The 20,781-nt window shown below is 61.6% G+C and carries 19 protein-coding genes; 16 read left to right on the top strand and 3 right to left on the bottom strand.

Translation table 11 applies throughout. The features are described 5' to 3' along the window. Positions 1-16 precede the first annotated feature (16 nt). Both H7K56_RS12785 and H7K56_RS12790 read left to right on the top strand, forming a co-directional pair. Entirely contained in the window at positions 17-856 is an 840-nt protein-coding gene (locus H7K56_RS12785; protein WP_150360837.1) for a GNAT family N-acetyltransferase, read from the top strand. Between the two features lie 126 nt (positions 857-982). After that, entirely contained in the window at positions 983-2,764 is a 1,782-nt protein-coding gene (locus H7K56_RS12790; protein ID WP_150360838.1) for a thiamine pyrophosphate-requiring protein, read from the top strand. 726 nt (positions 2,765-3,490) lie between these two features. On the opposite strand, the gene H7K56_RS12795 is transcribed toward H7K56_RS12790, so the two are convergent. Further along, positions 3,491-3,937, bottom strand: coding sequence for a transposase (locus H7K56_RS12795; RefSeq protein ID WP_150360839.1), 447 nt, complete (start codon positions 3,935-3,937; stop codon positions 3,491-3,493). 185 nt (positions 3,938-4,122) lie between these two features. Continuing rightward, entirely contained in the window at positions 4,123-6,288 is a 2,166-nt protein-coding gene (locus H7K56_RS12800; RefSeq protein WP_150360840.1) for a putative bifunctional diguanylate cyclase/phosphodiesterase, read from the bottom strand. A 312-nt stretch (positions 6,289-6,600) separates the two neighbouring features. Here H7K56_RS12800 and phnF point away from each other — a divergent pair, with 312 nt between their 5' ends. The 14 genes from phnF (at position 6,601) to phnE (H7K56_RS12870) (ending at position 18,129) form a co-directional block, all read left to right on the top strand. Next, positions 6,601-7,317: a phosphonate metabolism transcriptional regulator PhnF gene (gene phnF, locus H7K56_RS12805; RefSeq protein WP_021509795.1), complete on the top strand. Its 717-nt coding sequence runs from the start codon at positions 6,601-6,603 to the stop codon at positions 7,315-7,317. Further along, positions 7,314-7,763, top strand: coding sequence for a phosphonate C-P lyase system protein PhnG (phnG, locus tag H7K56_RS12810; RefSeq protein ID WP_021509796.1), 450 nt, complete (start codon positions 7,314-7,316; stop codon positions 7,761-7,763). The genes phnF and phnG overlap by 4 nt, the downstream gene beginning before the upstream one ends. Then, positions 7,760-8,335 carry a phosphonate C-P lyase system protein PhnH gene (gene phnH, locus H7K56_RS12815; RefSeq protein ID WP_058771117.1) on the top strand — a complete coding sequence of 192 codons (576 nt, stop codon included), beginning with the start codon at positions 7,760-7,762 and terminating at the stop codon, positions 8,333-8,335. Before phnG ends, phnH begins: the two co-directional genes overlap by 4 nt. Further along, a complete protein-coding gene (locus H7K56_RS12820) occupies positions 8,335-9,411 on the top strand; it encodes a carbon-phosphorus lyase complex subunit (protein ID WP_150360841.1) in 1,077 nt (358 codons plus the stop codon). The genes phnH and H7K56_RS12820 overlap by 1 nt, the downstream gene beginning before the upstream one ends. Continuing rightward, complete coding sequence (locus H7K56_RS12825) at positions 9,404-10,252, top strand: alpha-D-ribose 1-methylphosphonate 5-phosphate C-P-lyase PhnJ (protein ID WP_021509799.1); 849 nt, start codon at positions 9,404-9,406, stop codon at positions 10,250-10,252. The genes H7K56_RS12820 and H7K56_RS12825 overlap by 8 nt, the downstream gene beginning before the upstream one ends. Beyond that, a complete protein-coding gene (gene phnK / locus H7K56_RS12830) occupies positions 10,242-11,003 on the top strand; it encodes a phosphonate C-P lyase system protein PhnK (RefSeq protein WP_150360842.1) in 762 nt (253 codons plus the stop codon). Before H7K56_RS12825 ends, phnK begins: the two co-directional genes overlap by 11 nt. Positions 11,004-11,170: 167 nt before the next feature. Then, positions 11,171-11,875, top strand: a complete 705-nt coding sequence (gene phnL, locus H7K56_RS12835; RefSeq protein ID WP_150360843.1) for a phosphonate C-P lyase system protein PhnL — start codon at positions 11,171-11,173, stop codon at positions 11,873-11,875. Beyond that, a complete protein-coding gene (gene phnM / locus H7K56_RS12840; RefSeq protein ID WP_058774782.1) occupies positions 11,872-13,008 on the top strand; it encodes an alpha-D-ribose 1-methylphosphonate 5-triphosphate diphosphatase in 1,137 nt (378 codons plus the stop codon). The genes phnL and phnM overlap by 4 nt, the downstream gene beginning before the upstream one ends. Then, a complete protein-coding gene (phnN, locus tag H7K56_RS12845) occupies positions 13,008-13,544 on the top strand; it encodes a ribose 1,5-bisphosphokinase (RefSeq protein ID WP_104188816.1) in 537 nt (178 codons plus the stop codon). Before phnM ends, phnN begins: the two co-directional genes overlap by 1 nt. Then, complete coding sequence (gene phnP, locus H7K56_RS12850) at positions 13,541-14,311, top strand: phosphonate metabolism protein PhnP (protein WP_058774781.1); 771 nt, start codon at positions 13,541-13,543, stop codon at positions 14,309-14,311. Before phnN ends, phnP begins: the two co-directional genes overlap by 4 nt. Positions 14,312-14,391: 80 nt before the next feature. Then, a complete protein-coding gene (gene phnC / locus H7K56_RS12855) occupies positions 14,392-15,219 on the top strand; it encodes a phosphonate ABC transporter ATP-binding protein (RefSeq protein WP_021509805.1) in 828 nt (275 codons plus the stop codon). 26 nt (positions 15,220-15,245) lie between these two features. Further along, positions 15,246-16,175: a phosphonate ABC transporter substrate-binding protein gene (gene phnD, locus H7K56_RS12860; RefSeq protein WP_150360844.1), complete on the top strand. Its 930-nt coding sequence runs from the start codon at positions 15,246-15,248 to the stop codon at positions 16,173-16,175. Between the two features lie 209 nt (positions 16,176-16,384). Next, positions 16,385-17,248, top strand: coding sequence for a phosphonate ABC transporter, permease protein PhnE (gene phnE, locus H7K56_RS12865; protein WP_058757354.1), 864 nt, complete (start codon positions 16,385-16,387; stop codon positions 17,246-17,248). Next, complete coding sequence (gene phnE, locus H7K56_RS12870; RefSeq protein ID WP_125310050.1) at positions 17,245-18,129, top strand: phosphonate ABC transporter, permease protein PhnE; 885 nt, start codon at positions 17,245-17,247, stop codon at positions 18,127-18,129. Before phnE (H7K56_RS12865) ends, phnE (H7K56_RS12870) begins: the two co-directional genes overlap by 4 nt. Here phnE (H7K56_RS12870) and H7K56_RS12875 read toward each other — a convergent pair. Then, positions 18,083-20,668: an ATP-binding protein gene (locus H7K56_RS12875; RefSeq protein WP_141495268.1), complete on the bottom strand. Its 2,586-nt coding sequence runs from the start codon at positions 20,666-20,668 to the stop codon at positions 18,083-18,085. The genes phnE (H7K56_RS12870) and H7K56_RS12875 overlap by 47 nt on opposite strands. Between the last annotated feature and the right edge of the window lie 113 nt (positions 20,669-20,781).

Below are 20,781 nucleotides of genomic sequence, written 5' to 3' on the forward strand. Positions count from 1 at the left end.
TCTCAGGGAGAACAGAATGAATACGATATTGCGCGCCATGACCCTCGCGGACGCCGAAGCGGGTTATCGCCTGACTCAGCAACTGGGCTGGGCGCACCGCCGCGAAGACTGGCAGCAGCTCATCGCCCTGGGTGAAGGCGTGGTGGTTGAGGCGCAGGGCGACTATCTCGGCGGGGCGATTGGCTGGCGCTGGGGACCGGATGCCGCCACTATTGGTCTGGTGATTGTGAGCGAACAGGCGCGCGGACGCGGTATTGGCCGCCAGGTGATGCAGGCCATGCTGGAAAAATTCTCCGGCTGCAACGTGCGGCTGCACGCCACCGATATGGGGCAGGTGCTGTATGAGAAGCTCGGCTTCCAGGCCTGCGATCGCGTGGCGCAGCATCAGACGCGCGCGCTGGCGCAGCAGCCTGCGGTAATCGTACCGGATGGCCTGACGCTGCGGCCGGCCGTTGAAGCGGATGCGGCCGCCATCGACGCACTGGATTATCAGGCGAACGGGCTGCGGCGAACGCGTCTGCACCAGCAGCTGCTGGCGCAAAGCGTGGTGCTGCAGGATGCACAGGGCAGGTTGCAGGGGTTTGCCAGTCGCCGCCGCTTTGGGCACGGCTGGACCATCGGCCCGGTGATTGCTGCCGATGTTGCGGCGGCGCAGGCGCTGGTGTCGCAGCTGATGCAGGATCTGACGCAGCAGTTTGTCCGGCTGGACACGCCCGATGCCCGGCTCGGCGCGTGGTTGCTCAACCTTGGGCTGGCGCAGGTCGATGCGCCTTATGCGATGGTACACGGCATACCGTGGCGGGCGGCACCGAACGGGCCGCAGACCTTTGCGCTGGTCTCGCCTGCGCTGGGTTAACTAAGCGTAACGGCGGTGATTTCTAAGCCAGACGCGGCGAACGTCGCCGAACAGGCGTAATCTGTCACATTCCATTTCGTCGGCTACCCTTAACGTTTATTGCAAACGTCTAAGGGAGAGCCCGTCATGAGCAAGAAAACCAGCGATTTCTTTGTTGAACGCCTGCAGGCATGGGGCGTCACGCGCATTTATGGCTATCCGGGCGATGGCATCAACGGCGTGCTGGGCGCTATCCAGCGAGCCAATAAAGCCGGTGCAGGCATCGAATTTATTCAGGTGCGGCATGAAGAGATGGCGGCCTTTATGGCTGCCGGTCACGCCAAATTTACCGGGGAGCTCGGCGTCTGTCTGTCGACCGGCGGCCCCGGTGCCACCCATCTGCTGACCGGCCTGTACGATGCCAAAATGGATCACGCGCCGGTGCTGGCGATTGCCGGCCAGGCGGAAACCACCGCGCGCGGCGCCAGCTACCAGCAGGAGATGAATTTAGACCGCATCTTCGCCGATGTGGCGAACTTTGTGCAGGAAGCGGCAGCCCCGGCGCAGGTCCAGCATCTGGTCGATCGCGGCGTGCGCATTGCCAAAGCGCAGAACGGCGTCGCGGTGATCATCCTGCCGAAAGATCTGCAGGATGAGAACTGGCAGCCACCGCAGCATGCGCACGGATTTACCCATTCCGGGCCGGGCTATCAGCGGCCGAAGATTGTGCCCTACGACGAGGATTTGCGCCGTGCCGCTGAGGTACTTAACGCCGGCAAAAAAGTTGCGGTATTGATTGGCGCCGGTGCGCGCGGTGCTGCGGTTGAAGTGGTGCAGATTGCCAATGTGCTCGGCGCGGGCGTGGCCAAAGCGCTGCTGGGCAAAGACGTGCTGCCGGACGATGCGCCTTTTGTCACCGGTTCGATCGGCCTGCTCGGCACCAAACCGTCGTGGGAGCTGATGCAGAATTGCGACACTTTACTGATGATTGGCAGCGGTTTTCCGTGGACCGAATTTCTGCCGCCGGAAGGTAAAGTGCGCGCGGTACAAATCGATATCGATCCGGCGATGCTGGGGCTGCGCTATCCGTGCGAGGTCAACCTGCACGGCGACGCGGCAGAGACCCTGCGCGCGCTGCTGCCGTTACTGACGCATAAAGCGGATCGCCGCTGGCAGGAGGAGATCGCGGTGCAGGTGCGCGACTGGTGGGCGTTGATGGAACAGCGCGCCATGGCGCCCGCCAACCCGGTCAATCCGCAGCGCGTGGTGTGGGAGATGTCCCCGCAGCTGCCGGAAGATGCGATTGTCACCTCGGACTCGGGCTCCTGCGCCAACTGGTTTGCGCGCGATTATCGGGTGAAGCAGGGTCAGCGCGCCACGCTGTCGGGTGGGCTGGCTTGTATGGGCGCCGCCGTCCCGTTTGCCATCGCCGCGAAATTTGCCTTTCCCACTCAGCCAGTGGTGGCGCTGGTGGGCGACGGGGCGATGCAGATGAACAACCTCGCCGAACTGATCACCATTCAGAAATACTGGCAGCAGTGGGCCGATCCGCGCCTGATTGTCTGCGTGTTCAATAATCAGGATCTTAATCAGGTCACCTGGGAACAGCGGGTAATGGAAGGCAATCCGCGCTTTGAAGCTTCGCAGCAGTTGCCGGATGTGCAGTATGCGCGCTTTGCCGACAGCCTCGGTTTGCAGGGCATCTATGTCGACCGGCCGGAGGATCTGGCGGCGGCGTGGCAGCAGGCGCTCAGCGCCACCCGACCGGTAGTGCTGGAGGTGAAAACCGATCCGGAAGTGGCCCCACTGCCGCCGCATATCACGCTTAAGCAGGCCAAAGCCTTTATGTCGTCAATGGCGAAGGGCGACCGCGGCATGGCGCAGGTGATTAGCGACACCGCCAGCCAGTTGCTGCACAGCAAGAGTTAGCGCGCCGCTACAATGTGTGCAGGATGGTGGTGCAAAAATTCAATGCCGCACGAATCGTAGCGGCGCAATTCATTGCGCATTCTGGCAACAGTGCAGTGTTTCACTCAGCGCGATAAATCGCGCCGCTACAATGTGTGCAGGATAGTAGTGCAAAAATTCAATCCCGCACGAATCGTAGCGGCGCAATTCATTGCGCATTCGGGCAGCTGTGCAGCGTTTCACTCAGCGCGATAAATCGCGCCGCTACAATGTGTGCAAAATGGTGGTGCAGAACTACAATGCCGTACGCATCGTAGCGGCGCAATTCATTGCGCATTCTGGCAGCTGTGCAATGTTTAACTCAGCGCGATAAATCGCGCCGCTACAATATGTGCAGGATGGTGGTGCCGAAATAAAATGCCGCACAAGTCGTAGCGGCGCAATTCATTGCGCATTCGGGCAGCTGTGCAGTGTTTCACTCAGCGCGATAAATCGCGCCGCTACAATGTGTGCAGGATGGTGGTGCAGAAATAAAATGCCGCACGGATCGTAGCGGCGCAATTCATTGCGCATTCTGGCAACTGTGAAGTGTTTAACTCAGCGCAATTCATTGCGCATTCGGGCAGGTGTGCAGTGTTTAACTCAGCGCGATAAATCGCGCCGCTACAATGTGTGCAGGATGGCGGCGCAGAAATACAATGCCGCACGAATCGTAGCGGCGCAATTCATTGCGCTTTATAACCGGCATCACTCTTGTTGATAATAATGATCCAGCTCCCACCTCAACGGGTTTTGCTCAATATATTGCCGTGCGAAAAACAGCTCTTTTTCATTGCGTATAACCCGCTCATAAAAATTGTGTTGCCACACTCTGTTTGCGATAACCCGACTAACGCCTGCCTTATAACCAGATACGATTCTGCTTAAGGAATTATTGTTCTCGCCACACAGCCACAAAATGCCGTGTAGGTGATTTGGCATCACAACAAATGCATCTGTCATCAATCCTGGAACACGTAACGACAGATTAAGCCATTCCTGATATACAACACTCCCTGTTTTACTGGGAATCAGTTGCGCCTGCCTGATACGGCCAAACAGACATAACCGTTGTCGCGTAACGAGGGTAATGAAATAAGCTCCCGCTGCAGCGTAATCGTAATGCAACAGTCGTAATTGTTTTCTGAATTGCATAACAGCCTCCTTTCACAGAGCATCTGCTATCCGAATCAATTTTTCAGATTTTTTTTCAACTTCTCCGATCCAGATTCAGAAAAGCGCGACAAATAACGCCGCTACGATGTCCGTCATAGATCTGCACGTAAATACATTCCCGCACAAATCGTAGCGACGCAGTTTATCGCGTCTCTTCTGCATCCTCACACCATCCGCTCAATCTCGCTCAACGGCACCGCCCGGCTGAACAAATATCCCTGCAGCTCATTACACCCGGCATCGGCCAGCGCGTTTTTCTGGCCCTCGGTTTCGACGCCTTCGGCGGTGACGGTCAGGCCCATGGCGTGGCCGAGGCGTACCACGGATTCAACAATCGCGGTGGAGTTCTCCGCCACGCCCAGCGACTGGGTAAACGACCGGTCGATTTTAATCTTGTCGACCGGAAACGTGCTGAGATAATTCAGGCTCGAATAGCCGGTGCCGAAATCATCCAGCGCGATACGGAACCCGGCGTCGCGCAGCGCGATAATGCTGTTGCGCGCTTCGTGTTCATCCTCAATCAACACGCCTTCGGTGATTTCCAGCTCCAGCCGCTGCGGATCGGCACCTTCCGACTGCACAATCTCAATCATGCGTTCGACAAACCCGCTGGCGCGGAACTGCACCGGCGAAACGTTCACCGCCACAATCACCTGCGGTAACTTCAGGGCGGTTTTGCAGGCCTCGCGCAGCACCCATTCGCCCAGCGGAATAATCATGCCGGTCTCTTCGGCGATGGCGATAAAGTCCGCAGGCGACACATCGCCGCGCTGCGGATGATGCCAGCGCAGCAGCGCTTCCAGTCCGACAATCCGCTGGCCGCTGATCTCCATCAGCGGCTGATACCACACCGCCAGACCGTCGTACGTGACCAGCGCCTGACGCAGATCCGCCGCTATCTGCTGCCGCGTACGCAGCGATTCATCCATCACCTTTTCAAACTGGCGATACTGACCGCGTCCGCCATTTTTCGCCTCGTACAGCGCTATGTCGGCTTTGCGCATCAGCTCCAGCCGGTCAATGCCATCGCGGGGTGCCAGCGCCAGGCCAATGCTGACGCCAACCCACAGTTCGTTGCCCACCAGCTGATACGGCTCGCCCAGCGCGGTGATGATGCGCTGCGCCAGCGCCTGCACCTGACCGATATTCTCTACTTCCGGCATCACGATGATAAATTCATCGCCGCCAATACGCCCGACGGTATCGCTGGCGCGCACCAGGTGGCTCAGGCGGCGCGCCACCTCGATAATCAAATCATCGCCGGCGTGATGGCCCCAGGTATCGTTAATGATTTTGAAGCGATCCAGATCCAGCAGCAGTAACGCCACGCGCTGGTCATGACGGGTGGCGGCGGCCAGTGCCTGAGTCAGCCGATCTTCCACCAGCGCCCGGTTCGGCAGCCCGGTCAGCACATCGTGAAACGCCAGATGCTGCGCCTGCGCCTCGCTGGCCCCGAGCTTCAGTAGCGACTGCGATAAATCGAGCGAGGAAGTCCAGATACGCCGCACCATAAACAGACACAGCAGGGTGATCAGCAGCACCGAAATCAGCGTGGAGGGGCCGAGGGTACGCAACATCTGCGCGCCCGGCTTGTCCGGATCCCAGCTGAGGTAGCCGACGATATCGCCCTGACGCGAGGTCAGCGGATAGCGCGCTTTGTGTTCGTTCTGCGGTACGCCATCGCTAAAGAAGAGCTGCCGCAGCTGGCTGCGTTCAGACAGGTTGCGCAGATAGCCATCATCAAGAAACTTAATACTCACCAGCCGGTAGCGCCCGGCCTCGCGCGTGCTGCTGATATCGCCCACCGCCAGCGCTGCCGCACGCTGGCCGATGCGCACAAAATCCGCGCGGTCGGCCGGACCGGGTACCTCATCACTGCTTTGCACCAGTGGCGTCTGCAACAGATCGCGCAGGTACGGTCCGATGCGCAGATCCGCCACTGGCTGGCCGTTGCGCCACACGGCGGTCGGCTGATTGGTGCGGTCAAGCAGCACAATCAGCTGATGATCAAACATATCGTACAGCCAGCTACCGACGTTTTGATTCAGCCAGTCGCTGTCCGGCTGCGGCTGCGCCAGTTGATCGGCGAGCGGGGACCAGCGCGTCAGGCTGCGCAGCTGGCGCAGATGTTCACTCAGGCTCTGATTGAACGAGGCGGCGATCATCCGCTGCTGCTGCTCGCGCGCCTCATGGTTGGTGGCCGAGGTGCTCCAGAACAGGCCGAAACCGGCACCGAGAAAAGTCAGCAGCAAAATCGCCACCAGCGGCAGGATCACTTCGCGCAAAAAATTGCGGCGAAAACCGTGCGAAAGTTTGAAGGTGTTTATCATTTTAAGGTTTCGCGCTCCGGGCAGGGCTTACTGAATAAATTAGCAGAATTTACGCAGCCTGCATCTGGTAAGGGAAGCGTTAAAGGCGTGAAACTGCACGCGATTTTTTTGCGCATAGTCACAAAGGTAACAGTTAAGTGGATTTTATTGAATTGGCCGCTGTCTGGCTGCCATCCTGCTGCCTTAAAGCAAATTCATCCGCACGTCACTGAGCCGTCACGGCACTGTCATCTGTCTCCCGCACTGTAGTCGCCATTCCGCAGCCTCTTCCGCTGCGCCCCTCAACCTGAAGCGAATGAGGTATTGAGCGTGATGGAGATATCCAGACATCCGACCACTGTCTATCAGGCGGTTGCCGCCCAGCTGGAGCAGGCGCTGCAGGAGCGCTATCGCTGCGGCGATTATCTGCCGTCTGAACAGCAGCTGGCCGATCACTATGCCGTCAATCGCCATACGCTGCGCCGGGCCGTGGATGAGCTGGTGAACAAAGGCCTGCTGCAGCGGCGCCATGGCGTCGGCATCCTGGTGCTGATGCGCCCGTACGACTATCCGCTGCATGCCCAGGCGCGCTTTAGCCAGAACCTGCTGGAGCAGGGCAGTCATCCCACCAGCGAACGGCTGCTGGCGGTACTGCGTCCGGCCAGCAGCGACGTGGCTGCCGCGCTGGGCAGTGACGAGGGCGCCAGCGTCATTCACTTACGCACCCTGCGCCGCGTCAACAGTGTGCCGGTGTGCGTAATCAACCACTATCTTGCCGACCTGCGCTGGTGGCCGGCGCTGCAGACGTTCCAGCACGGTTCCCTGCACGACTTCATGCAGCAGCAGCTCGGCCTGCAGCTGAGCCGCCGTCAGACCCGCATCAGTACCCGCCGCGCACAGGCCAAAGAGTGCAAACAGCTGGAGATTACGCTGCACGCGCCGCTGCTGTGCGTGCGCACCCTGAATACACAGCCGGACGGTCAGGTGGCGGAGTACTCCGTCAGCCTGACGCGTGGCGACATGATTGAACTCACCCTGGAGCACCAATGAAACAGCAAACCGCCCGTCAGCACTGGCTTTCGGTGCTGGCGCACAGTGAAGCCAGCGCGCTGGCCAGCCACTGGCAGTCGCTACAGCTTACACCCGCTTTCGAGCGCCTGCGCCCGGCGGAAACCGGTTTAACCCGCCTGCAGGCGCGCATGGGCGGCAGCGGGAAACGCTTCGTCATGGGCGATGCCACCGTCACCCGCGCGGTGATCAGACTGCACGACGGCATGCTGGGTTTTAGCTATGTGCTGGGGCGCGATAAGGCGCATGCCGAACGTTGCGCGCTGATTGATGCGCTGCTGCAACAGCCTGAAACCCAGGCGCTGCTGCAGGAAAAAATTATTGCGCCGCTGGCGGCACTGCGTGAAGAGCAGCGCCAGCTGCGCGCGCGGGAGATCGCCAGCTCCAAAGTGGATTTCTTTACGCTGGTTCGCGGAGATAACGAATGACATTACTGGCAAGTTTTAACCATCCGGTTGCCGACGCCCAGCGCGCCTTCCGCCGCATTCTCAAAGCGATGAGCGAGCCGGGCGTGATGGTCTCGCTGCCGCTGGCGCAGGGCTGGGGCGATCTCTCCCCGGCCGCAACGGCGGTGCTGCTGACGCTGGTCGATCAGGAGAGCGCGCTGTGGCTGGATCGCCGCGTGGACAGCGATATCGTGCGCAGCAACCTGCGCTTTCACACCGGCGTACCGATTGTCGATGAGCGCGATGCCCCGTTTGCGCTGACCCACGCGGCGGCCAATCCCGATCCCGCCTGCTTCGCCGCCGGTGACAATCTGTCCCCTGAGAAGAGCACCACGCTGATTGTCGAAGTGCCGTCGCTCAACGGCGGGTTGACGCTGCGCCTCTCCGGGCCCGGCCTGCGTGAGCCGCGCGCCATCGCGCCGCAGCTGCCGGCCGCCATTCTGACCTATCTGCGTGAGCGCCCGCATCCGTTCCCGCAGGGGGTGGATCTGATTTTCACCTGCGGTGAAGCGATGATGGCGCTGCCACGCACCACCGACGTGGAGGTGTGCTGATGTATGTAGCCGTGAAAGGGGGCGAAAAGGCGATTGCCAGCGCCCATCAGCTGCAGGCCGATCTGCGCCGTGGCGATCGCAGCGTGGCGGAGCTGGGCTGCGACCAGGTGGCGCAACAGCTGGGGCTGGCGGTGGACCGGGTGATGACCGAAGGCGGCATCTTTGACACACAGCTGGCGGCCTTAGCCATCAAACAGGCCAGTGGTGATTTGGTCGAGGCGATTTTCCTGCTGCGCGCCTACCGCACCACGCTGCCGCGCCTCGCGGACAGCCTGGCGCTGGAAACCGCGGAAATGCGCATCGAGCGCCGCATCTCGGCGGTTTACAAAGATCTGCCCGGTGGCCAGGTGCTGGGCCCGACCTATGACTACAGCCACCGCCTGCTGGATTTTACCCTGCTGGCCAACGGCGAAACGCCGACCGCCGCGCGTGACGATCAGGCGCTGGCGCAGCGTTGCCCGCATGTGTTCAGCATGATGACGCGTGAAGGGCTGGCAGCGCGTGAAGAGGATGACGGCAGCGAGCCGTGCGACATCACGCGCCAGCCGCCCGGTTATCCGGCGTCACGCGCTGCCCGCTTACAGCAGCTGGTGCGCGGCGACGAAGGGTTTCTGCTGGCGCTTGGTTATTCGACCCAGCGCGGCTATGGCCGCAACCATCCGTTTGCCGGTGAAATCCGCACCGGCTATCTCAGCGTGTCGATCTGCCCCGAAGAGCTGGGTTTTGAGATTGAAATTGGCGAGATCCTGCTGACCGAATGCGAAATGGTCAACGGCTTCACCACCCAGGGCGACAGCGCCCCACACTTTACCCGCGGCTATGGTCTGGTGTTCGGACGCGCAGAGCGTAAGGCGATGGCGATGGCGCTGGTGGACCGTGCGCTGCAGGCACCCGAGTATCAGGAGCGCATTGCCGGGCCGGCGCAGGACGAAGAGTTCGTGCTGTCGCACGCCGATAACGTCGAAGCCGCCGGCTTTGTCTCGCACCTGAAACTGCCGCATTACGTGGATTTCCAGGCGGAGCTGGAGCTGCTGCAGCGGCTGCGCCAACAGCATCAGGAGCAGAATGATGAGTGAGTTAACCGGCTACAACAACGGCTACCTGGATGAGCAGACCAAACGCACCATCCGCCGCGCCATTCTGAAAGCGGTCGCGATCCCTGGCTATCAGGTGCCGTTTGCCGGCCGCGAAATGCCGATGCCGTATGGCTGGGGTACCGGCGGCATCCAGATCACCGCCAGCATTATTGGCGACAGCGACGTGCTGAAAGTGATCGATCAGGGCGCGGATGACACCACCAACGCGGTCTCTATCCGGCGCTTCTTCCAGCGCGTCAGCGGGGCGGCAACCACCGAAGCCACCAAAGACGCCACGCTGATCCAGACGCGGCACCGCATTCCGGAGACGCCGCTTGAAGAGGATCAGGTGCTGATTTTCCAGGTGCCGATCCCGGAGCCGCTGCGCTTTATTGAGCCGCGAGAGACGGAAACCCGCACCATGCACGCGCTGGAGGAGTACGGCATCATGCAGGTCAAGCTGTATGAAGATATTGCCCGCTACGGCCATATCGCCACCACCTATGCCTATCCGGTGAAGGTTAACGATCGCTACGTGATGGATCCGTCGCCGATTCCCAAATTCGACAATCCGAAGATGCACATGATGCCGGCACTGCAGCTGTTTGGTGCCGGACGTGAAAAACGCATTTATGCGCTGCCGCCCTACACCAAAGTGGAAAGTCTTGATTTCGACGATCACCCGTTCAGCGTGCAGAGCTGGGAACAACCCTGTGCGCTGTGCGGTTCGCGCCACAGCTATCTCGACGAAGTGGTGATGGATGATGCCGGTACGCGCATGTTTGTCTGCTCCGATACCGATTTTTGCCACCAGCAGCAGGAACAACAGCATGCACAGTGAACAGCCGCTGCTCGCGGTCAATAACCTGACGCACCTCTACGCGCCGGGCAAAGGTTTTGAAGACGTCAGTTTTGCGCTCTATCCCGGAGAAGTGCTGGGGATTGTCGGTGAATCCGGCTCGGGGAAAACCACGCTGCTGCGCAGCCTGTCGGCGCGTCTGGCGCCCCAGCAGGGCAACATTCTTTACCACGGCCGCGATCTGTATCAGCTCAGCGAGAGCGAGCGCCGGCGGTTACTGCGCACCGAGTGGGGCGTGGTGCATCAGCATCCGCTGGATGGCCTGCGTCCGCAGGTGACGGCGGGCGGCAATATTGGTGAGCGTCTGATGGCGATTGGACAGCGCCATTACGGCGACATCCGTAACGAGGCGCTGCGCTGGCTGCGGGACGTCGAAATTCCGGCCAACCGCATCGACGATCTGCCCACCACCTTTTCCGGCGGCATGCAGCAGCGTTTGCAGATTGCGCGCAACCTGGTGACGCAGCCGACGCTAGTGTTTATGGATGAGCCGACCGGCGGGCTGGATGTTTCGGTACAGGCGCGCCTGCTGGATCTGCTGCGCACGCTGGTACGCGAACTGAATCTGGCGGTGATTATCGTCACCCACGATCTCGGCGTCGCGCGTCTGCTGGCGCACCGCCTGCTGGTGATGAAGCAGGGCAAAGTGGTGGAGAGCGGGCTCACCGACCGGGTGCTCGACGATCCGCACCATCCGTACACCCAGCTGCTGGTTTCATCGGTGCTGGCATAGAACACGCTGGCGGTGCGCATTAATGCGCCCTACTCATGAGGTGTGCACCAATCGTAGCGGCGCAATTTATTGCGCTCAGTTGAACAGCGAGCGTTGCTGTTAAATGCGCGATAAATCGCGCCGCTACGGTTACGTGCGGCTGCACGAATCATTATCAGGACATCAACATGCAACCCATTTTGCGCGTAGAGAATCTCAGCAAAACCTTTGTGATGCACAACCAGAACAGCGCCGAGCTGCCGGTGCTGCAGCACGCCAGTCTTGAGGTGGCAGCCAGCGAATGCGTGGTGCTGCACGGGCGCTCCGGCAGCGGTAAATCCACGCTGCTGCGTGCGCTGTACGGTAACTATCAGGCCAACAGCGGTCACATCTGGCTGCAGCATCACGGCCATTGGGTCGATCTGGCACAGGCACCGGCGCGTCAGATGCTGGCGATCCGCCGTGACACCGTCGGCTGGGTCAGCCAGTTTCTGCGCGTGATTCCGCGCGTACCGACGCTGGAGATTGTCATGCAGCCGCTGCTGGAGCGCGGCGTCGAACGCGCCCGCTGTGAACAGCGCGCCCGCGAACTGCTGACGCGTCTTAACGTGCCGCAGCGCCTGTGGTCGCTGGCCCCCTCGACCTTCTCCGGCGGGGAACAGCAGCGCGTCAACATCGCACGCGGCTTTATCGCTGACTATCCGGTGCTGCTGCTGGATGAACCCACGGCGTCACTCGACAGCGCTAACAGCGCGGCGGTGGTGGAGCTGATTGAACAGGCGCGCGCCCGCGGGGCCGCTATCGTAGGTATTTTCCATGACGAAGCGGTGCGCGCCCGGGTGGCCGACCGCCTGCACGTCATGCAGCCGCTGCACACAGGAGAACAGGCATGATCGTGAATAATGTCCGGCTGGTGCTGGAAAATGAGGTCGTCAGCGGATCGCTGGAGATGCGCGGCGACCGGATCGCCAGCTTCAGCGACAGTGGCAGTCAGCAGCCGGGCGCGCTGGACGGCGGGAACGCGTTTTTGCTGCCGGGGCTGGTCGAGCTGCATACCGACAACCTCGATAAATTCTTTACGCCACGGCCCAAAGTCGACTGGCCGGCGCATTCGGCGATGAGCAGCCACGATGCACTGATGGTCGCCAGCGGCATCACCACGGTGCTGGACGCCATCGGCGTCGGTGATGTACGCGACGGCGGTCATCGCCTTGAAAACCTGAGCAAAATGATTACGGCGATTCAGGACAGCAACCGCAAGGGCATCAACCGCGCCGACCACCAGCTGCACCTGCGCTGTGAGCTACCCCATCACACCACGCTGCCGCTGTTTGAAGCGCTGATGAGCACCCCGGAGCTGTCGCTGGTGTCGCTGATGGATCATTCACCCGGCCAGCGCCAGTATGCGTCGCTGGAGATGTACCGCACCTACTATCAGGGCAAATATCAGCTCAACGATGAGCAGATGGATCAGTTTGAGCGCGAACAGCTGGCGCTGGCTGCCGAATTCTCCACGCCGAACCGCAACGCCATCGCTGGCCTGTGCCAGGCGCGCGGTATTCCGGTTGCCAGCCACGATGATGCCACGGCGGCGCATGTCGCGGAGTCACACGCGGTGGGCAGCGCCATTGCCGAGTTTCCGACCACGCTTGAAGCGGCTCGCGCCTCGCGCGACTGCGGTATGCGGGTGCTGATGGGCGCGCCCAACATCGTGCGCGGCGGATCGCACTCCGGCAATGTCGCGGCGTGGCAGCTGGCCAGCCACGGCCTGCTGGACATCCTCTCGTCGGATTACTATCCGGCCAGCCTGCTGGATGCGGTATTCCGCCTGGTGGCCGACGAGCGTAATGCGCTGACGCTACCGCAGGCGGCGGCGCTGGTCACGCGCAACCCGGCACAGGCGATTGGCCTGCACGATCGCGGCACGATTGCGGAAGGGCTGCGCGCCGATCTGGTGCTGGCACACACCGATCACGGTCATGTGCACATTCGCCACGTCTGGTCACAGGGCAGACTGGTGTTCTGATGGCGCGCCTCATCTGGCTGACCGGGCCCTCGGGCTCGGGTAAAGACAGCCTGCTGAATGCGCTGCGCGAGGCGCCGCCGGACAAGCTGGTGATCGCCCATCGCTATATCACGCGGCCGGCCGATGCCGGTGGTGAAAACCACGTGGCGCTGAGCGAAGCCGAATTCCGCCGGCGGGAAGCGCTCGGCCTGTTCGCCATCAGCTGGCGCGCACACGGCCTGAGCTACGCGCTCGGCGAGGAGATTGACCACTGGCTGGCGCGCGGTCTTAACGTGCTGGTCAACGGTTCACGTCTGCATCTGCCAGTCGTGCGCCAGCACTACGGCGAGCAGCTGCTGCCGCTGGTGCTGCAGGTCTCGCCAGCCGTACTGGCGGCACGGCTGCGCCAGCGCGGGCGCGAAAGTGAAGCCGACATTCAGCGACGGCTGGCGCGCGCAGCAGAACCGCTGCCCGCCCACTGCCACGCGCTCAACAACGACGGCGCGCTGATCGACACGCTCCATCAGCTGCGCCAGTTACTGGAGCATCCGCCATGAATCTGACCTTTCTCGGTACGGGCGGCGTGCAGGCCGCGCCGCTGTTCGGCTGCGACTGCCGCGCCTGTGAACGCGCCCGGCAGCAGCCACGCTATGCGCGTCACGCCACCAGCGCGCTGATCGACACCGGTCGCGAGCGCATCCTGCTCGATGCCGGCCTGCCCGATCTGCATCAGCGCTTCCAGCCCGGTGAGCTGAGCCGCATTCTGCTGACGCATTTCCACATGGACCACGTGGCCGGCCTGTTCAGTCTGCGCTGGGGCCGGGGCGCGCCGATTCCGGTGTGGGCGCCACCGGATGAAAAGGGCTGCGACGATCTGTTTAAGCATCCCGGCCTGCTGGCGTTTCGCCCGGCGCTGACGCCTTTTGTCGCGCACAGCTTCGGCAGCCTGCAGGTGACGGCGCTGCCACTGCAGCATTCGCGGCTGACTTACGGCTACCTGTTCGACTGGCATGGCACGCGGCTGGCGTGGCTGTGCGACACCTGTGGTTTGCCACCGGACACCGCCGATTTCCTGCAGGGCCAGCCGCTCGATCAGCTGGTGATCGACTGCAACGATGCGCCGCGCGCCGCGGTGGGTAATCACAACGACGTCACCCGCGCACTGGACATCGTGGCCCGGCTGGCTCCGCGCCAGGCATGGCTGGTGCACCTGTCACATGAGATGGATAACTGGTTGCTGGACAATGGGTTACCGGAAAACGTCAGCGTACCGTTCGACGGCCAGCAGATTGCTGTCGGTTTGCGCGACGCTGTCACCGTTTAATCATGGTTCTGTCATCAGACCTTCATCGCCAGTGTCCGTAATAACGGGCAATCAACACCTCAGAAGAGATGGAGCGCAACATGGCACAGGCACTACTCAAAACCGTCGTCGACAATGCACATCCTGCCCAGCGCCATGGCGACAAGGTGCTGTCGGTGCAGGGGCTGTGCAAAGCCTTCGGTGATAACCGCGTGCTGGATGATGTCAGTTTCGATCTGCATGCGGGCGAGCTGGTGGCGGTAATCGGCCGCTCGGGCGCAGGCAAATCGACCCTGCTGCATATGCTGAACGGCACCATTGCCAGCAGCGAAGGCGCGATTCTCAGCATGCGTCACGGCGAGGCGGACCGCGATGTGGTGACGCTCAACAGCCGGCAGATGCGCGAATGGCGCAGCGAGTGCGGCATGATCTTTCAGGACTTCTGCCTGGTGCCGCGCCTCGACGTGCTGACCAACGTGCTGCTGGGCCGGCTCAGCCAGACCTCAACGCTGAAATCCTTTTTCAAAATCTTCTCCGACACCGACCGTGCGCAGGCCATTGAACTGCTGCAGTGGATGAACATGCTGCCGCAGGCGCTGCAGCGGGCGGAGAATCTGTCCGGCGGCCAGATGCAGCGCGTCGCCATCTGCCGCGCGCTGATGCAGCGCCCGAAAATCCTGCTGGCTGACGAGCCGGTGGCGTCGCTCGATCCCAAAAATACCAAACGCATCATGGATGTGCTGCGCCAGGTGAGCGAGCAGGGCATCAGCGTGATGGTCAACCTGCACTCGATTGAACTGGTGCAGCAGTATTGCACCCGGGTGATCGGCATCCAGCGCGGCAAAGTGCTGTTTGACGGCCATCCCGCTCAGTTGACCGACAGCCTGCTGCATGCGCTGTACGGCGACGAAATTAACCAGCTCCACTAACTCCCACGGCAAGAGAAAATCTCACAATGAAACTGACTGCTTTAGCTTTACTGACAGGCGCTCTGATGGCTTTTGGCGTTAACGCAGCGGATGCACCGAAACAGCTGAACCTGGGAATTCTGGGCGGGCAGAACGCCACCCAGCAGATTGGCGATAACCAGTGTGTGAAAACCTTCTTCGACAAAGAGCTGGGCGTGGATACGCAGCTGCGCAACTCGTCTGACTATGCCGGCGTGATTCAGGGACTGCTGGGCAACAAGATCGATATGGTGCTGAGCATGTCGCCGGCGTCTTATGCCTCGGTCTATCTGCAAAACCCAAAGGCCGTAGATATCGTCGGTATCGTGGTGGATGACAAAGATGGCTCGAAAGGTTACCACTCGGTGGTGATCGTCAAAGCCGACAGCCCGTATAAGAAGCTGGAAGATCTGAAAGGTAAATCGTTTGGCATGGCCGATCCGGATTCCACCTCCGGCTTCCTGATGCCCAATCAGGCCTTTAAGAAAGAGTTTGGCGGTACGGTGGATGATAAGTACAACAACAGCTTCTCCAGCGTGACGTTTTCCGGTGGCCACGAGCAGGACATCCTCGGCGTGCTGAACGGCCAGTTCGACGGCGCGGTGACCTGGACGTCGCTGATTGGCGATTACAACAGTGGCTATACCTCGGGGGCCTTTGGTCGTCTGATTCGTATGGATCACCCGGATCTGATGAAGCAGATCCGCATCATCTGGCAGTCGCCGCTGATTCCTAACGGCCCGATTCTGGTGAGTAATAACCTGCCCGCTGACTTCAAAGCGAAAGTGGTGGCCGCTATCAAGAAGTTGGATAAAGAAGATCACAGCTGCTTTGTTAAAGCGGTGGGCGGTGCCCAGCACATCGGCGCCGCCAGCGTCGCGGATTACCAGAATATCATCGATATGAAGCGCGACCTGATGAAGGGTGCTCGCGGGTAACGAGCGGGTGGCTTCGTGCGGTATTTCCCTCACCCCAGCCCTCTCCCGGGGGGAGAGGGGGCCGCACGTGCTACCGGACAATTCCCTCGCCGCTGGCAGCAAAGGATAGGGTACGTGCCTGCATCAATCTGCCGGACAATTCCCTCTCCCGCTGGCGGGAGAGGGTTAGGGTGAGGGCAATCCCTCGCCATCAACAAAGGATCTCTCCCTTGACCGATTTCGAACACTACTACCAACGTATTCGCCGCCAGCAAAAGCGCGACACGCTGCTGTGGTCGCTGCTGCTGGTGGCGCTTTATCTCGCGGCCGGCAACGTGGCGGAATTCAACCTGGTCACGGTCTGGCAATCGCTGCCTCACTTCTTTGACTACATCGGCGCAACGCTGCCGGTGCTGCACCTGCCGCTGCTGTTCGCGGACGTCAAAACCGAGGGTTCGCTGGCTTACTGGGGCTATCGCCTGCACTTTCAGCTGCCGCTGATCTGGGAAACCCTGCAGCTGGCGCTGTCCTCCACCCTGATTGCGGTACTGATCGCCGCCGTGCTGGCGTTTTTCGCCGCCGATAACACCCAGACGCCGCGCAGCCTGCGCATGGCGATTCGCGCCTTTGTTGCCTTCCTGCGCACCATGCCGGAACTGGCGTGGGCGGTGATGTTTGTGATGGCGTTCGGCATCGGCGCTATCCCCGGCTTTCTGGCGCTGGCGCTGCACACCATCGGCAGTCTGACCAAACTGTTCTACGAATCAATTGAGAGCGCCTCCGACAAACCGGTGCGCGGTCTCGCCGCCTGTGGTGCCAGCAAGCTGCAGCGTATGCGCTTCGCCTTCTGGCCGCAGGTGAAACCGACCTTTCTCTCCTACAGCTTTATGCGGCTGGAAATTAATTTCCGCTCCTCCACCATCCTCGGGCTGGTAGGCGCGGGCGGCATCGGTCAGGAGCTGATGACCAACATCAAACTGGATCGCTACGATCAGGTCAGCATGACGCTGCTGCTGATCATCGTGGTGGTATCGCTGCTGGATACGCTATCCGGCTGGCTGCGCCGCCGTGTAGTTGAAGGAGACGTAAAATGATCGCCTTAGCGCCCGACGTGGCGAAACTGAAACAGCAGCACGCTGCACTGTTTGCCGCGCAAAACCGTTATCTGCGGCGCATCGCGCTGATTGCGCTGGCGCTGGTGCTCTACTATCTGTTCTTCTTCAGCGTGTTCGGCATCGACTGGCAGCGCTTTGTCATCGGCTGCCAGCAGCTCGGACGCTATTTCCTGCGCATGTTCGTCTGGCAGGATTTCGTCAACTGGCCGTTTGGCTACTATTTCTCGCAGGTCGGTATCACGCTGGCGATCGTGTTTGCCGGCACGCTCACCGCCACCGTCATCGCGCTGCCGATCTCGTTTCTGGCGGCGCGCAATGTGATGCACGATCCGCTGACGCGGCCAATATCGCTGCTGGTGCGCCGGCTGCTGGATGTGCTGCGCGGCATCGACATGGCCATCTGGGGATTGATCTTCGTGCGGGCGGTGGGCATGGGCCCGCTGGCCGGGGTGCTGGCGATTGTGATGCAGGACGTTGGCCTGCTGGGCAAGCTGTATGCCGAAGGGCATGAAGCGGTTGAACGCTCACCCAGTCGCGGCCTGAGCGCGGTGGGGGCCAACAGCCTGCAAAAACACCGTTACGGCATTTTTACCCAATCGTTTCCCACCTTTCTCGCGCTGAGTCTGTATCAGATTGAGTCCAACACCCGCTCGGCGGCGGTGCTGGGCTTTGTCGGCGCCGGTGGCGTCGGGCTGGTCTACGCCGAAAACATGCGCCTGTGGAACTGGGATGTGGTGATGTTCCTGACCGTGATTCTGGTGGTAGTCGTGATGGTGATGGACGCCATCTCCAGCCGGCTGCGTAAACGCTACATCACCGGGAAAGGGGTGCCGCTGTGGCAGCCTGCCGCGCGCGACTGAGCCGTTCACTGCGCTGCCAGGCGCGCTCCAGCGCCTGCACCAGCTGCGCCTGCTGCCAGGGTTTCGCCAGCCGTTCACACAGCGGCAGCGTCACCGGCGTCTGGCGCAGATCCTGACCGCTGATCAGCAGGGTGGCCAGCTGTGGCCACTGCTGCTGCGCCTGACGAATCACATCCGCACCGTTCAGGGCACCCGGCAGCATCAGGTCACTGATCAGCAGATCGATATCCGGCGTCTGGCGCAGCAGCGTCAGCGCACTCTCGCCATCAGCACACTCCAGCGTCAGATAACCCAGCTGATGCAGATGTTCGCACAGCGTCTGGCGCACCGCCGGCTCGTCATCCAGCACCAGTATCAGGCGATCGCGGCTGGCGCGCGGCGTCAGCACCGGCGCGCTCACCAGCGGCTGCGCGGCTTCCGGCGCGCGCGGCAGCAGCAGACGCACCGTGGTGCCCTGGCCCGGCGCGGTCTCCAGTTCGATCTGTCCGCCGGACTGGCGCACAAATCCGTACACCATCGACAGCCCCAGCCCGCTGCCGCTGCCGGTGGCTTTGGTGGTAAAGAAGGGTTCAAACACCTGTTCCCGCACCTCGGCGGACATGCCGCAGCCGTGGTCAATCACTTCAATAGTGACGCGGTCGCGCTTGCCATCGGCCTCCTGAATTCGCTGATTCCAGATGCGCAGGCGGATTTCGCCGCTCTGGCGCTCCATGGCATCGCGCGCGTTCACCACCAGATTCATCAGGGCGTTCTCCAGCTGGCCGGCATCAATCCACGCCGGCCAGCCGGGGCGCTGCGCATCCACCACCAGATGCTGGCCGGGCAGCAGGGAGTGCTGCAGCAGCGACTGCAGATTTTCCACCAGCTCCACCACCGCAACGGCACGCGGATAAAGCGCCTGTTTGCGTGAGAAGGCCAGCAGACGCTGCGTCAGCTGAGCGGCACGATCGGCGGCCAGCCGCGCGCGCTCAATGCGGCTGGCCAGCGTGCCGGGCGGCAGCTGATCGACAGTCAGCGCCAGGCTGCCGATGATCACCGCTAGCAAATTATTGAAATCGTGCGCCAGGCCGCCAGTCAGCTGACCGACCGCTTTCATCTTCTGGCTGTGCAGCAGTGCCGCTTCCAGCGCCTTACGTGAGGTGCGCTCCAGCACCGTGTTGACCATGCCGCGCCGCGGTACCGGGCTGAAGCGCAGTTCCAGCGTGCGGCCATCCGGCAACCTGACTTCCTGCGCGTCGTGCAGGCTGCTGAGCTGCACATCGACGCGATCGAGCAAACGCTGATAGTGCATGCCGCGATGCAGCTCGCGCGGCGCGAAGCCCAGCAGTTCGGCGTACTGCGCATTCCACACCACCAGCTGACCGCTGTTATCAAACAGCGCGAAGCCGTCGCGCATGGCGAGGAAGGTCGATTCCAGCTGGTTACTTTTCTCTTTCAGTAGCTGCGAGGTGTGCGCCAGCGAAGCGGTGTTGCGGGCGAACACGTTAAAGGCGCGCGCCAGATCGCCCAGCTCATCGCGCCGTGCCAGGCCGGGCACGCTGACGCTTTTCTCCCCCTGCGCCAGCCGCGTCATGGCGTGCGCGATGGCGGTAAGGCTGGAGCCGAGATTGCGGTAGATGTAGTAACCGGCGTAACCGGTAATCAGCAGCGCCAGCAGCATAAACAGACCGATGAAACCGATGATTGAATCCAGTTCCTGATGGGCGGTGGCGCTGCGCGCATCGCTCTGCTGCGCTACCAGCTCAACGTAGTGAGTGATGTCTTCGTTGAGCATCGCCACCAGCGCCTTGATGCGATACGTGGCGTAGGCGATGGCGATGTCACTCTGCTCCAGCTGACCGGCCACCGGCAGCAGCTGCTGGCTGGTGCTGACCAGCCGCGCGCGCTGCATCGCCAGCACGCCCTGCAGCGGCAGCGCAGACCAGATCGGCAGCACGCTGTTGAGCTGTTGCACTGCGGCTTGCGGCGTGGCGGACTGAATTGCCACGGTTAACAGCGCGGCCGTCTGCTGGCGCAGCGGCAGAAACGCACCGTCGCTGGCCAGCAGGTCGATACGGTTGAGCAGCAGCTGCGCCTGCCACAGGCCGCTGAGCATCACGTTACGCTGTAAATGGCGCTGATGCCCCTCCAGCAGCAGCTGGCTGATGCTTTGCTCCAGCATCTGGCTGCGCTCGCGGATGCGTGCCAGCAGCGCCGGCTGCTGTGCGGCCAGCGGCGCGCTGGCCAGCTGACTCAGCGACTGCTGCAGCGCCTGCTGGGTCTGTTGCAGACGCGCCGACTCGCTCTGGTATTCGAGCGCGCCCACCACCTGCGCCAGCCGCACCGCGGCGATGGCGACATTGGCCGTATCACGCGCCAGCGCCAGGCTGCCGTTCATATCGGCCAGCGTTTGTGCCTGCGCCTGCTCCTGAATGTGACCGGCGTGGCGAAAACCGAAAATAGCCACCAGGCTCACCGCCAGCGTAACGCTCACCACCAGCAGGTTAAACATCAGCAGGCGCCCGCGCGCGCCGGCGTGCCAGTGCAGACTGTGACTCATTGCTGCCGCTCCTTACCGCTCAACTCCGGCGAGTATAGAAGCGCGGCCGGGGCGCAATATGACAAATATGAACGGCGTCTGACATTTTCCATTTATCTGGCGTTGCTTAACTC

Origin of the sequence: Pantoea dispersa (genome assembly GCF_014155765.1) — a bacterium.
In the GTDB taxonomy this organism is placed as follows: Bacteria; Pseudomonadota; Gammaproteobacteria; order Enterobacterales; family Enterobacteriaceae; genus Pantoea; species Pantoea dispersa.

What these genes read in the sequence shown, in the direction of transcription:
- H7K56_RS12785 (WP_150360837.1), top strand. Translation starts at nt 17, where the DNA reads ATGAATACGATATTGCGCGCCATGACCCTCGCGGACGCCGAAGCGGGT.
- H7K56_RS12790 (WP_150360838.1), top strand. Translation starts at nt 983, where the DNA reads ATGAGCAAGAAAACCAGCGATTTCTTTGTTGAACGCCTGCAGGCATGG.
- H7K56_RS12795 (WP_150360839.1), bottom strand. Translation starts at nt 3,937, where the DNA reads ATGCAATTCAGAAAACAATTACGACTGTTGCATTACGATTACGCTGCA.
- H7K56_RS12800 (WP_150360840.1), bottom strand. Translation starts at nt 6,288, where the DNA reads ATGATAAACACCTTCAAACTTTCGCACGGTTTTCGCCGCAATTTTTTG.
- phnF (WP_021509795.1), top strand. Translation starts at nt 6,601, where the DNA reads ATGGAGATATCCAGACATCCGACCACTGTCTATCAGGCGGTTGCCGCC.
- phnG (WP_021509796.1), top strand. Translation starts at nt 7,314, where the DNA reads ATGAAACAGCAAACCGCCCGTCAGCACTGGCTTTCGGTGCTGGCGCAC.
- phnH (WP_058771117.1), top strand. Translation starts at nt 7,760, where the DNA reads ATGACATTACTGGCAAGTTTTAACCATCCGGTTGCCGACGCCCAGCGC.
- H7K56_RS12820 (WP_150360841.1), top strand. Translation starts at nt 8,335, where the DNA reads ATGTATGTAGCCGTGAAAGGGGGCGAAAAGGCGATTGCCAGCGCCCAT.
- H7K56_RS12825 (WP_021509799.1), top strand. Translation starts at nt 9,404, where the DNA reads ATGAGTGAGTTAACCGGCTACAACAACGGCTACCTGGATGAGCAGACC.
- phnK (WP_150360842.1), top strand. Translation starts at nt 10,242, where the DNA reads ATGCACAGTGAACAGCCGCTGCTCGCGGTCAATAACCTGACGCACCTC.
- phnL (WP_150360843.1), top strand. Translation starts at nt 11,171, where the DNA reads ATGCAACCCATTTTGCGCGTAGAGAATCTCAGCAAAACCTTTGTGATG.
- phnM (WP_058774782.1), top strand. Translation starts at nt 11,872, where the DNA reads ATGATCGTGAATAATGTCCGGCTGGTGCTGGAAAATGAGGTCGTCAGC.
- phnN (WP_104188816.1), top strand. Translation starts at nt 13,008, where the DNA reads ATGGCGCGCCTCATCTGGCTGACCGGGCCCTCGGGCTCGGGTAAAGAC.
- phnP (WP_058774781.1), top strand. Translation starts at nt 13,541, where the DNA reads ATGAATCTGACCTTTCTCGGTACGGGCGGCGTGCAGGCCGCGCCGCTG.
- phnC (WP_021509805.1), top strand. Translation starts at nt 14,392, where the DNA reads ATGGCACAGGCACTACTCAAAACCGTCGTCGACAATGCACATCCTGCC.
- phnD (WP_150360844.1), top strand. Translation starts at nt 15,246, where the DNA reads ATGAAACTGACTGCTTTAGCTTTACTGACAGGCGCTCTGATGGCTTTT.
- phnE (WP_125310050.1), top strand. Translation starts at nt 17,245, where the DNA reads ATGATCGCCTTAGCGCCCGACGTGGCGAAACTGAAACAGCAGCACGCT.
- H7K56_RS12875 (WP_141495268.1), bottom strand. Translation starts at nt 20,668, where the DNA reads ATGAGTCACAGTCTGCACTGGCACGCCGGCGCGCGCGGGCGCCTGCTG.